The following is a 12,606-nucleotide window of genomic DNA, read 5'->3' on the forward strand; positions in this document are numbered from 1 at the left end:
TGGGCATATGAAGCAAACATCAATCATTCCAAAACCAAAAACATACGGACCTTTTAAAAATATTCCCCATATAAAAAAAGGGGAGCTTTCTCAAACCTTTTGGCGGCTGGCAGATGAATTAGGACCGATCTTTCAGTTTGAATTTTCAAATGCAACAAGTATTTTTGTTTCCAGCCATGAACTTGTCAAAGAAGTATGTGACGAGAGCCGTTTTGATAAATATATTGGGACTAGTCTGAGTAAAGTTAGAGCATTTTCAGGGGATGGACTATTTACAAGCTGGACAGAAGAACCGAACTGGAGAAAGGCTCATCAAATTTTGATGCCTGCATTCAGCCAGCAGGCCATGAAGGGCTATCATGAAATGATGCTCGATATTGCCACACAGCTTGTGCAAAAATGGCAAAGAACAGGCCGCGATGAAGAAATTGAAGTAGCTGAGGATATGACAAAGCTGACTTTAGATACAATCGGCCTTTGCGGTTTTGATTTTCGCTTTAACAGCTTTTATAAAGAAAATCAGCATCCGTTCATCGACAGCATGCTGAAAGGTTTAAATGAAGCAATGGAGCAGTCGAGCCGATTGCCAATTGCAGATAAACTGATGATCAAAAGAAGAAAAGAATTTGACCAGCATGTCGATTTTATGAAGAAATTAGTAGATGACATTATTCAGGAACGAAGAAAACAAGATAAAACGGGCGATGATTTACTGTCTCTTATGCTGCATGCAGAGGATCCTGAAACAGGTGAACGTTTATCCGATGAAAATATCCGTTATCAAATCATCACCTTCTTAATTGCAGGACACGAAACAACAAGCGGGCTGCTATCATTTGCGATTTATTTCTTACTGAAGAATCCAGAGAAATTAAAGAAAGCCGTCCAGGAAGCAGATGAGGTGCTGCAGGGCGGGCTTCCGGCATTTAAACAGGTGCAAAAGCTAAGCTACACTCGTATGGTGTTAAATGAAGCTCTCCGCCTCTGGCCAACAGCGCCTACGTTCTCTCTTTATGCGAAAGAGGACACAGTAATCGGGGGGAAATATCCGATTCAAAAGAATCAAAGTGTCTCTGTTCTGCTCCCTAAACTACACCGTGATCAAGCGGTATGGGGAGAGGATGCAGAAGACTTTAAACCAGAGCGGTTTCTGCACCCTGAGAAAATTCCGCAGCATGCCTATAAACCGTTCGGAAATGGCCAGCGTGCATGTATCGGTATGCAGTTCGCCCTGCATGAAGCTACGATGGTTCTCGCGATGGTTCTGCACAATTTAGAGTTAATTGACCACACATCTTATGAGCTAGATTTAAAAGAATCTCTCACAATTAAACCTAACGATTTTAAAATCAAAGTACGGCCAAGGAAGCAGCAATTCTTTATGGCACCACCGAAGGAAGAACCGAAGAAAAGCACCAAATCTAGTGAGTCAAAAGTGGCGAGTCACGGTACACCGCTGCTAGTTTTGTACGGATCAAATCTTGGCACAGCAAAGCAAATAGCGAACGAATTGGCTGAAGACGGGAAAGCAAAAGGGTTTGATGTGACCACTGCACCGCTTGATGACTTTACACGCCAATTGCCAGATACAGGTGCTGTCCTCATCGTGACCGCTTCATACAACGGACATCCACCTGACAATGCGAAGCAATTTGTGGATTGGCTGGCGCAGGATGAGGAGCAGGATTTATCAAATGTGACATTTGCTGTCTTTGGATGCGGAGATCGAAATTGGGCGAGTACGTACCAGCGTATTCCTCGTCTGATTGATGAAGCACTTGAAAGAAAAGGGGCGAAGCGTGTAACGGATATAGGTGAAGGCGATGCAGGCGGTGATATGGATGAGGATAAAGAAATCTTCCAGAAAACTGTCTTCGAACAGCTTGCAAAAGAATTTAAGCTCACCTTCAAAGAAAAAGGTAAGGAAAAACCAAACCTATCATTTGCTTATACTAATGAGTTAGTGGAACGTCCTGTAGCTAAAATATATGATGCCTTTTCAGCTGTTGTATTGAAAAATGAAGAATTACAATCAGAAAAAAGCACACGGCAGACAAGACATATTGAATTAAAATTACCTGCTGGAAAAGCATACAAAGAAGGGGATCATATTGGGATTGTACCGAAAAATAGTGATGCACTCGTTCAGCGTGTGACCCGCCGCTTTAAACTAGATCCTGAGCAGCACATTAAGCTTTCATCTGAGAAAGAGGCAAGTCATTTACCATTAGATCAGCCGATTCCAATCAAAGAATTACTTGCCTCGCATGTTGAGCTTCAAGAGCCTGCAACACGTACACAGTTAAGAGAGCTCGCAGCACATACTGTATGTCCGCCTCACCGCGTGGAGCTTGAACAAATGGCTGGTGAAGCATATCAAGAAGCCATCTTAAAGAAACGAGTAACCATGCTGGATTTATTAGATCAATATGAAGCGTGTGAGCTGCCGTTTGTGCACTTTTTGGCGCTTTTACCAGGTTTGAAGCCGCGTTATTACTCGATTTCTAGCTCGCCAAAGGTAGATGAAGAAAAAGTCAGTATCACAGTGGCGGTTGTAAAAGGTAAAGCATGGAGCGGAAGCGGAGAATATGCCGGAGTCGCATCAACCTATTTATGTGGTTTGAAAGAAGGGGAAGAAGTAGCCTGCTTCCTGCATGAAGCGCAAGACGGATTCCAGCTGCCCCCTTCATCAGACATACCGATGATTATGATTGGACCAGGTACAGGAATCGCTCCATTTAGAGGATTTGTTCAGGCAAGAGAAGTGTGGCAGAAGGAAGGGAAGCAGCTAGGCGAAGCCCACCTATATTTTGGCTGCCGTCACCCTCAGGAAGATGATCTGTATTATGATGAAATGCAGCTTGCAGCACAAAACGGAGTTGTCCATATCCATCGCGCTTATTCTCGTTACGATGAGCAAAAAGTATATGTCCAGCATTTGTTGAAAGAAGACGGCGGCATGCTGATCGAATTGCTTGATCAAGGTGCTTATCTGTACGTGTGCGGAGACGGAAAAGTCATGGCCCCAGATGTAGAGGCTACACTGATCGATCTCTATCAAAACGAGAAACAATGCTCGAGAGAAGCAGCTGAAAATTGGATGACAACCCTCGCAAATGACAATAGATATGTAAAAGATGTGTGGAGCTGACAAAGAGGAAAGACCGCCTATTAGGCGGTTTTTTTGTTCTCATAGAAAGAGATCGATAGAATGAAGATTGGGAAGATACAAAACACCTAATTTGGAAATGAAATATTTTGTAAAAAATAAGAATATTCTCTCATTTACTCCAATATGAAACAATCGTATGATTTTTGATATAGGACATAAAGGAGGAATATGATGAAAAAGGTGAAAATGTTACTCCCTTCTCTTCTCGTTTTTGGTGCTTTAAGTGTGCCTAGTTTTGCCCATGCCGCATCGGATTCAGTACTAACGTCTGATTATGACATGGTGACTTCTGATGGTAAAGTGATTTCTTCAAGTGATTTCCACAATGATACGAAAGCCCCCTCATCCTTTGACAAAGTGGATGATCTTTCTTTTACTGTTGGCGAAAAAGTAAAACCACTATCAAAATATTTAAAAGATTTTCAAACGAAAGTCGTCATTGGAGACGATGGTAGAACCAAAGTAGCAAATACAAGAGTGGCACCATACAATTCGATTGCTTATATTACATTTGGCGGCTCAAGCTGTACGGGAACACTCATTGCTCCTAACAAAATTTTGACAAACGGACACTGCGTATATAATACGGCATCGAGAAGCTATAGTGAGAAAGGGACTGTATATCCTGGTATGAATGATAGTACTGCGGTGAATGGTTCAGCAAAAATGACTGAGTTCTATGTGCCAAGCGGATATATTAATACTGGAGCAAGCCAATATGACTTTGCCGTGATCAAAACCGATACGAACATTGGCAATACGGTCGGCTACCGATCCATCCGCCAGGTGACAAACTTGACTGGGACAACCATTAAAATCTCAGGATATCCTGGTGATAAAATGAGATCGACTGGCAAGGTGTCACAGTGGGAGATGTCAGGTCCTGTGACGAGAGAAGATACGAATCTAGCGTACTATACGATTGATACATTCAGCGGAAATTCTGGTTCTGCCATGCTGGATCAGAACCAGCAAATCGTTGGCGTTCATAACGCTGGGTATTCAAACGGAACGATAAATGGCGGTCCGAAAGCGACAGCTGCTTTTGTTGAGTTTATAAACTATGCGAAAGCGCAATAAAAAATAGAGCTTGTTTCCTTCATAGGGGACAAGCTTTTTTGTATGAATTGATTTGATAGAATTCATATTTCTAACCTGAGAGATTTGAGATTGAGAGCCTCATCATTTTTTTCTCATGTCATCTGCGCACCACTCATACATTAAAATGACACATTTCCTTTCAGTCAAGATGATGCTTAAGATGGATGAGGAGGGTCACGCGCTTTTGAAGATGAAAAGAGGCTGGATCGCTGCTGTCGCCTTATGTTTTGTGATATGGATGGGCACGTTGTTAGGTGGATTTGGAGAGAAGCAGGCAGCAAAAGGGGCTGATCGATATGATCATGTCGTTCAATTTCCAAAGGAAAGGTACCCTGAAACAGGCAGTCATATTCAAGAAGCCATTCGAAAAGGGCATTCAGATGTGTGTACCATTGACCGAAATGGAGCAGATGCCCGCAGGCAAGAATCATTAAAAGGAATTCCGACAAAACCTGGCTTTGACCGGGATGAATGGCCAATGGCGGTTTGTCTTGAGGGAGGAAAAGGCGCAAGCGTACAATATGTTAGTCCATCTGATAATAGGGGAGCAGGCTCATGGGTCGGGCACCAAATCAGCGGGTTTCCTGATGGGAAAAGAATATTATTCATTGTGAAATAAATCGGAAAGAGTCTCCCTAGAGTGGGGGGCTCTTTTGTTTATCATCAGAGCCTATTCGAGCTAGCAGGGACAAAAGATTCAGTGGTACAATCAATCTATAAGGTACAAAGACTGACAAGAAGAAAATGTGAAGGGACATTTGCTTATGGATAAGAACCGTGCATTATACGATTTTTTTATGCAGCATGCAGAGGAGCTGACCGAAACATGGTATGAATCAATTGAGGACGATGATCCAGAATCCATATATCGTTCAACAGATTCCAGCATCATAGCAGAGCTAAAACGGCAGAATCAAGATTATTACCAGCATTTTATACGAGCTATTATTGAAGATAAGACGTATTTACATACTGAATTTAAAAAATGGTCTGAGGAATTAGCCAGTGACCCAAAGCATTTAAATACACCATTAGATTATGTCGTGAGAGAATACATGTCCAATCAAAGAGTGGTTCTGCATTACTTAAAAGAATTTATCAAACAGCGTCAAGATGAAATTGATATTGACCGCATCTTTTATTGGTATGATTTAATTTCCGAAGCGTTTAATATTTCAATTCATGTGTTTATCCAGCAATATGTGAAAAATACAACCGAAAAACTCGTGGCTCAAAGAGATATGATTTACGAATTGAGCTCACCGGTGATTGTCTTAAAAAGCCAGATTGCGTTATTGCCTTTAGTAGGTGACATTGACACAGCGAGAGCAAAGATTATTTTAGAAAATACGCTAAATCAGTGCTCGCAAAAAGGTGTTCAGCATTTATGTATTGATCTATCGGGTGTGGTCATTATTGATACAATGGTGGCTCATCAAATCTTTGATCTTGTCACGTCACTTCGGTTAATTGGAGTAGAGACGACCATTTCAGGGATTAGACCAGAAATTGCCCAAACAGCAGTGCAGCTCGGGCTTCCTTTTAATGAATTTCGCACGGCATCATCACTTGCTCACGCGCTGGACCGTATGACTGAATTTTCTCCAATATAAAAACCAGGCCGATGAATGGCCTGGTTTTTATTTAGATGACAGCGTCAATTTGTGTGACTTTCCAATCTTTTTGTACTTTTTCGTACGTTACAGTTCGTTTTACTTTGCGTCCATCAAGTGTTGGGACAGTAAATTCATATGTGCGGACCGTTTGATTTTTTGAAACAAGTTTAGGTGTGGCTTTTTCCCAATTGAGCATGTTGTCTCCGTCACCGACTGGAACAGCCATTTTGCCTTTATGAACAATGAACTGATAATCTTTTAAACCATGTTTGATGGCATCTTGAGTGAAAACTTGAGATAGGTAGCTGTTTAATTTTTTCTTTGTATCAAATGTTTTAGAAAGATAGTTGTACGTCATATCTTTATAGGTAAATGATTTTAATTTGACATTAGAATGGTCTTTAATTTTGTAGCCTGACATTGCACTCCAAAAATGTTCTCTTGCATCAAGGGCAATATGTAACGCTTCTTTATTAGTCAAAGCGGCTGATTTCTTGGAAGCGGCCAATGTTGTTGTTTGTAATGAGATCATAAGCATAATAGCAGTTAATAAAACAAATAATTTTTTCAAGGCGATTGCCTCCTTTTCTCAATGAAAACTTCTTATGTTACAAATGTTACAATAATTACAGCGGTATTACAAGTGTTAAATCTAAATGTTTTTTTATTTCTTTTGTTTCTAATTATATAACGTTTGAGGGAGACAAAAAGTTTTCATTTTTTTATTTTTCTTCTTAATCATTATTTAACCGTTCTAAAGAAGAACGAAACGTCTTTTGGAAAAATTTCTATTTAGACGTTTAACACTCTTTTTTATTTAAGACATATACTATCGTGATGAATGTCTAAAGAAAGTGGTGTTTAATATGTATCATCCGTATGAAGGTGTGTATAATGGGTACTCATATGATAGGCAGATGCAAGGATTTCCATCTGTTGGTATTCCTCAAGGAGGAGGGTTTCCTGGGTTTCCGATCGGAGGAGGAGGTACTTGGCCAGGGCAAGGTTCAGGCGGACACTCAGCACCGCCGGCACCGCCGCAGCATATCATTTCCCAGTATCAGCAAGCACTCTCTCAGCCACAAAGTATGCAGTCGCTTATATCGGGGCAAGGTGTTGGCGGCGGAGGCCATCAAACTGTACAATTTGCAGCGGGATGTAATAGAAGATGGACGATTGTGCTTTTGAGAAACGGTCAAGTATTTTTAATGTTCGTTCTTTCCTCACAGCCTTTTGGCCGAACAACTGGCTTTATATGGCCGAACTTTACATTTGGTTCCTTCCCAAGCTCAAGTATTCTTGCATATTCTTGTGCATAAGAAAAAGCCGGTTTTCATCAGCAGCTGATGAAATACCGGCTTTTTTTAATGAATATTTCGAAATACGCCAATCACTTTACCTAGTATACTCACATTCTGTAAAATAATCGGTTCCATAGATGGATTCTCTGGCTGTAATCTAAAGTGTGTATTTTCTTTATAGAAACGTTTCACTGTCGCTTCATCTTCCTCTGTCATGGCGACCACAATATCTCCATTGTTAGCGGTGCTTTGCTGACGCACAATGACATAGTCCTTGTCCAAAATACCTGCATCAATCATACTTTCTCCCATAATTTCAAGCATAAACACTTGTTCGTCTGGTGCTGCAAAAGTCTCTGGAAGAGGGAAGTATTCTTCTACATTCTCAACAGCTGTGATAGGAAGGCCGGCGGTTACTTTTCCGATGACTGGAACGTTCATTACAGCACTCTTTGGAATATTCATTTCCTCTTCATCTAGTACTTCGATCGCTCTAGGTTTTGTCGGGTCTCTTCTTATTAAGCCCTTTGTTTCCAGTCTAGCTAAATGTCCATGGACCGTTGAACTGGATGCTAGACCGACAGCTTCTCCAATTTCACGGACGGATGGGGGATAACCCTTGCTTTTTACTTCATCTTTGATGAATTTCAGGATATCGAGTTGTCTTTTTGATAGCTTCGTCATCTTTTGCACCTCAAAACGTCAATTTTAAAGAAATTATAGCATGTTTTTCCTAACAGTACAAACATAGGTTCGAAAAAACGTTTGACAGAAACGTTTGTTCGTATTTATAATGAGAGACAGAAAGAGCGAACACACATTCTATTAGGAGAGATGACATTATGAGGTTAAAAGAATCTATTATTTTTATTGGGGTATTCTCATTCATCGTTGGCATATTTCTCTCACTTATTGCAGTCACAAGCCATAATGATACAAATCAATATGTTAAAATAGAGGTTCAATCAGGAGATACTCTTTGGGGATTAGCTGATCAAGTAAATGACAGCAAATCAATCGACAAAAATGCATTTATTGACTGGGTAACAGAACACAATGATCTTGCTTCAACAGAAATCCAGCCTGGAGACATTCTTGTCATACCCGTGAAAAAAGAGCATCCAGTCGTATATCAGCTTGCAACAGTACAGTAGAAAGGTCGATTGAAGACATGAACGCAATCATTTATGCGAGAGTAAGCACTGTGAAAGAAGAGCAGGAAACCTCGCTGAAAAGACAAGAAGAAGAACTGCTGGCTTTAGCTGCCATGCACAAGATGAATGTGGTCAAAGTCATCAAAGAAAAAGCAAGTGGATATGAGCTAGATCGTGATGGCGTGTTTGAAATGCTTGCTGCACTGAAGGAAGAGTCGATCGATGCCGTTCTTATCCAAGATGAAACACGTCTTGGAAGAGGACAAGCTAAAATTGCGCTTCTTCATTGTCTATTTAAAGAGAACGTAAAGGTATACAGCGTGTTTCATAGAGGAGAGCTTGAGCTTTCAGAAGCAGATGAAATGGTCATCGAGATTGTAGGAGTCGTCGAAGAGTACCAACGGAAAATTCATAACCTGAAAATCAAGCGGGGGATGAAAAGGGCTGTTGAGCGCGGATATCAGCCTGAACTAAATTTAAGGCAGCAGGACCATGCACCTGGCCGTGAGCGTATTGAAGTGCCGATTTCAGAAATTGTTCGATTAAGAAAAAATAACATGACGTTCGCCGAAATTGCCGCAACTCTTCAGGCATTAGGTTTTGACATTTCAAAAGCAACAGTGCATAGAAGGTATCAAGAATATGAAAAAGGCCTTACCACCTAAAGCGTGATTTGTTGTCAAAATGATTGATATTTAGTAGTATGTAGAGAAAATGCTTTAAAGGAGTTTGTCATGATTTCTAAAGAACAGCTTTCAAGAATAAATGAGCTTTCAAAAAAGTCGAAAGAAACCGGTTTATCAGACGCTGAAAAAACAGAACAAAAGCAGTTGAGAGAAGAGTATTTAAAAGCTTTTCGTTCTTCTATGAAAAATACACTTAAAACTGTCAAAATCGTTGACCCTGAAGGAAACGATGTCACACCAGAAAAATTAAAAAGAGAAAAAGATCAGAACCTTCATTAAGGCTGTGATTTCTTGAATTTTGAAAAGATGGGAAGAATATTCTCGTCTTTTTTCATATTTGCATAACTTTTTAGGTGATCGATAAACTAAATGTGACAAAATCCTTCTTTTTCAGCGTGAAATAGTTGTGAAAAAAGGACAGTAGATTTATGATAATGGTGTACACAAGATACGGAAGGGGATTTATATGGAAACGATTGAATTGAAATCTATTGCAACAATACGTACTCTCTCCATAGACGCAATTGAAAAAGCGAATTCCGGTCACCCAGGAATGCCGATGGGTGCTGCACCAATGGCATACGCTTTATGGACGAATCACTTAAACGTAAGTCCGCAAAATCCAAATTGGTTTAACAGAGACCGCTTTGTTTTATCTGCAGGCCATGGTTCTATGCTTCTATACAGCATGCTTCATTTAAGCGGATACAATCTGAGCATTGAAGATTTAAAACAATTCCGCCAATGGGGAAGCAAAACACCTGGACATCCTGAATTTGGACACACAGAAGGCGTAGACGCGACAACGGGTCCACTAGGCCAGGGAATTGCTATGGCAGTAGGAATGGCACTTGCAGAAAGACATCTTGCGGAAACGTATAACAAAGACAACTTTCATGTTGTAGACCACTATACATACAGCATTTGCGGAGATGGAGACTTAATGGAGGGAATTTCCTCTGAAGCAGCTTCACTTGCTGGTCATTTAGGCTTAGGCCGTTTAATCGTTCTTTACGATTCAAATGACATTTCTTTAGATGGTGATTTAGATCGTTCATTCTCTGAAAATGTGAAGAATCGTTTTGAAGCGATGAACTGGGAAGTTCTTTACGTGAAAGACGGCAACAACATCGAAGAAGTAACAGCTGCTATTGAAAAGGCGAAGCAAAGCACAGACAGACCTACATTAATCGAAGTGAAAACAACGATCGGTTTCGGATCTCCAAACCGTGCGGGAACGTCTGGTGTGCATGGTGCACCGCTTGGCAGCGAGGAAGCAAAGCTGACGAAGGAAGCTTACTCTTGGACGTTTGAAGAAGATTTCCATGTACCTTCTGAAGTGTACGATCATTTCAAAGAAGCTGTCAAAGACGCTGGACAGAAAAAAGAAGCAGCGTGGAATGAGCTGTTTGCGCAATACGAAAAAGAATATCCAGAGCTGGCAGCACAGCTGAAGCTTGCGATTGAAGGAAAGCTTCCTGAGAATTGGGATCAAGAAATTCCTGTTTATGAAGCAGGTTCAAGCCTTGCTTCCCGCGCATCTTCGGGTGAAGTGTTAAATGGCATTGCAAAGCAAGTACCTTTCTTTATTGGCGGGTCTGCTGACCTTGCTGGATCAAATAAAACAACGATTAAAAACACAGATGATTTCGGGAAAAATAATTATGCCGGCAAAAACATTTGGTTCGGTGTCAGAGAATTTGCAATGGGTGCAGCACTCAATGGTATGGCACTTCACGGCGGTCTTCGTGTATTCGGCGGAACGTTCTTTGTTTTCTCAGATTACTTAAGACCAGCGATTCGTCTTGCTGCCTTAATGGGACTTCCAGTCACTTACGTCTTTACTCATGATAGTATCGCTGTTGGTGAAGATGGTCCAACGCATGAACCGGTTGAACAGCTTGCTTCACTGCGTGCGATGCCTAATCTTTCCGTTATCCGCCCAGCAGATGGAAATGAAACAGCTGCAGCGTGGAAACTAGCTGTATCTTCAACGGATAAACCGACAGCACTAGTTCTTACTCGTCAAAACCTTCCAACGATTGACCAGGCACCAGAGAAGGCATATGAGGGAGTAGAGAAAGGTGGATACGTTGTGGTTGAAGCAGCTGATGCACAGCCAGAAGCACTTCTACTCGCTTCAGGATCTGAGGTTGGTTTAGCCATTGAAGCACAAAAGGCACTTGAAAAAGAAGGGATCCGAGCATCTGTTGTCAGCCTTCCTGCATGGGATCGCTTCGATCAGCAGTCAGACGAATACAAAGAATCCGTTCTTCCTAAAGCAGTACGTGCACGTATTGCAATTGAAATGGGTGCTTCACTTGGCTGGGAGCGTTACACGGGTCTTGATGGTGACGTGATTGCAATTGATAAATTTGGCGCTTCTGCACCAGGAGAAACCATTATCGAGAAATACGGCTTTACTGTCAGCAATGTAGTCAGCCGTGTGAAAGCGAAGCTGAATAAATAAACGAACTCCAAGCATCATGCTTTTTTGCTATCTGTTTGCAGAGCATTTTCATCCGCTCTGCAAACTTTTTTCTTTTTTCTTGTTTTTTTGACAAAACTAGTTTCTTCTTGCTTCATATATAGACAATTCTTTCTTTCACATTTTTGTATAATACAAGCAATAAACGAGATTGACGAAATGTGAAAGGAAGGGATAGACATGGAACGTCATTATTATATTTATTGGATTGAGGATGAATTTGCGCATCACTATTTTGGCAGAGAATCGATTTTGTTTCATTTGTTTGAGTCGTTACATTGGACGAACCGCACTGACGATGAGCTTGTAATGCTTGTGAAGCAAGTGGATTATGTGACGAAACGAATCCCTGCTTTTCATATGCACCAGCGTCTAATGAATAACTTAACGAACATTCACTATACACAAATAGGCTCGATTTACAGCGCTTCCTTACCAGATGGAAAAGGAACTGCAGCATTTATTATTAAAGACCGGTATATTCAAATGTCTGCCACTGGCAGTTATGAGGCAGAAGCGGTGTTTTTTGAAGTGCTGAGAAAAATCAGCCCTTGTTTTCTTGCGATGGACTTTAGTTCAAAGAAACACGGATGGCTCAATCCAGTAAAAGTGAGGAATTTTGTTTAAAAAAATAAAATTGAACGTGAAATGTTGTATAATAGCCTTTTGTTTAGTACACTTTATACGAGACAACATGAAGGAGGAAGAATTATGGATTTATGGGTTGTCATCCTTGTAGGCGTTGTTGCACTGCTTGCAGGAGTTGCACTCGGATTCTTTATTGCTCGTAAGTATATGATGAGCTATTTGAAAAAGAATCCACCGATTAATGAACAAATGCTTCGAATGATGATGATGCAAATGGGCATGAAACCGTCCCAGAAGAAAATCAATCAAATGATGAAAGCCATGAACAACCAAGCGAAATAATACGTACGATATTATGATCATAGATGGAACATGGTTTTAAAGAATGGACAAGCATTGTCCTTTCTTTATTCAATTCACCTTCATCAGACGCTTAAAACCACTGTACTTGCATGAATGAAGCAGGGAAGGTGGTTTTTATTATGGCGTCAAGAGTATGT

At 40.8% G+C, this 12,606-nt stretch carries 13 protein-coding genes; 11 read left to right on the top strand and 2 right to left on the bottom strand.

Going from position 1 to position 12,606, the window contains the following annotated elements:
* Positions 1 to 7 precede the first annotated feature (7 nt).
* From NSQ25_RS08675 to NSQ25_RS08690, 4 genes are all read left to right on the top strand, one after another.
* Positions 8 to 3,151: a bifunctional cytochrome P450/NADPH--P450 reductase gene (locus tag NSQ25_RS08675; protein ID WP_326136383.1), complete on the top strand. Its 3,144-nt coding sequence runs from the start codon at positions 8 to 10 to the stop codon at positions 3,149 to 3,151.
* Between the two features lie 192 nt (positions 3,152 to 3,343).
* Positions 3,344 to 4,252 carry a trypsin-like serine protease gene (locus tag NSQ25_RS08680; protein WP_326136381.1) on the top strand — a complete coding sequence of 303 codons (909 nt, stop codon included), beginning with the start codon at positions 3,344 to 3,346 and terminating at the stop codon, positions 4,250 to 4,252.
* A gap of 259 nt (positions 4,253 to 4,511) precedes the next feature.
* Positions 4,512 to 4,892 carry a NucA/NucB deoxyribonuclease domain-containing protein gene (locus NSQ25_RS08685; protein WP_044335941.1) on the top strand — a complete coding sequence of 127 codons (381 nt, stop codon included), beginning with the start codon at positions 4,512 to 4,514 and terminating at the stop codon, positions 4,890 to 4,892.
* Between the two features lie 145 nt (positions 4,893 to 5,037).
* Positions 5,038 to 5,886 (top strand): STAS domain-containing protein, encoded by an 849-nt coding sequence (locus tag NSQ25_RS08690; protein WP_326136380.1) that lies wholly within the window; start codon positions 5,038 to 5,040, stop codon positions 5,884 to 5,886.
* 31 nt (positions 5,887 to 5,917) lie between these two features.
* Here NSQ25_RS08690 and NSQ25_RS08695 read toward each other — a convergent pair whose 3' ends face one another.
* Entirely contained in the window at positions 5,918 to 6,460 is a 543-nt protein-coding gene (locus NSQ25_RS08695; protein WP_326136378.1) for an IseA DL-endopeptidase inhibitor family protein, read from the bottom strand.
* A gap of 295 nt (positions 6,461 to 6,755) precedes the next feature.
* Between NSQ25_RS08695 and NSQ25_RS08700 the strand changes: the two genes are divergently transcribed.
* Positions 6,756 to 7,208, top strand: coding sequence for a hypothetical protein (locus NSQ25_RS08700; protein WP_070325869.1), 453 nt, complete (start codon positions 6,756 to 6,758; stop codon positions 7,206 to 7,208).
* A gap of 45 nt (positions 7,209 to 7,253) precedes the next feature.
* Here the strand turns inward: NSQ25_RS08700 and lexA are convergent, their stop codons facing one another.
* Positions 7,254 to 7,874 (bottom strand): transcriptional repressor LexA, encoded by a 621-nt coding sequence (lexA, locus tag NSQ25_RS08705; protein ID WP_034283422.1) that lies wholly within the window; start codon positions 7,872 to 7,874, stop codon positions 7,254 to 7,256.
* 158 nt (positions 7,875 to 8,032) lie between these two features.
* On the opposite strand from lexA, the gene yneA reads away from it, so the two are divergent.
* The 6 genes from yneA (at position 8,033) to NSQ25_RS08735 (ending at position 12,448) form a co-directional block, all read left to right on the top strand.
* Positions 8,033 to 8,344 carry a cell division suppressor protein YneA gene (gene yneA / locus NSQ25_RS08710; RefSeq protein WP_034283425.1) on the top strand — a complete coding sequence of 104 codons (312 nt, stop codon included), beginning with the start codon at positions 8,033 to 8,035 and terminating at the stop codon, positions 8,342 to 8,344.
* Between the two features lie 17 nt (positions 8,345 to 8,361).
* A complete protein-coding gene (locus tag NSQ25_RS08715; protein ID WP_034283427.1) occupies positions 8,362 to 9,009 on the top strand; it encodes a recombinase family protein in 648 nt (215 codons plus the stop codon).
* A 69-nt stretch (positions 9,010 to 9,078) separates the two neighbouring features.
* Positions 9,079 to 9,309, top strand: a complete 231-nt coding sequence (locus NSQ25_RS08720; protein WP_034283429.1) for a DUF896 domain-containing protein — start codon at positions 9,079 to 9,081, stop codon at positions 9,307 to 9,309.
* Positions 9,310 to 9,496: 187 nt separating this feature from the next.
* Positions 9,497 to 11,500, top strand: a complete 2,004-nt coding sequence (gene tkt / locus NSQ25_RS08725) for a transketolase (RefSeq protein WP_024427083.1) — start codon at positions 9,497 to 9,499, stop codon at positions 11,498 to 11,500.
* Positions 11,501 to 11,698: 198 nt separating this feature from the next.
* Positions 11,699 to 12,145: a sporulation inhibitor of replication protein SirA gene (gene sirA, locus NSQ25_RS08730; protein ID WP_024425134.1), complete on the top strand. Its 447-nt coding sequence runs from the start codon at positions 11,699 to 11,701 to the stop codon at positions 12,143 to 12,145.
* Positions 12,146 to 12,229: 84 nt separating this feature from the next.
* On the top strand, positions 12,230 to 12,448 hold the full coding sequence (locus NSQ25_RS08735; protein ID WP_003212379.1) for a YneF family protein: 219 nt from the start codon (positions 12,230 to 12,232) through the stop codon (positions 12,446 to 12,448).
* Positions 12,449 to 12,606 lie beyond the last annotated feature (158 nt).

It is taken from the genome of Bacillus sp. FSL R5-0512 (assembly GCF_038593295.1).
Lineage (GTDB): Bacteria > Bacillota > Bacilli > Bacillales > Bacillaceae > Bacillus > Bacillus safensis.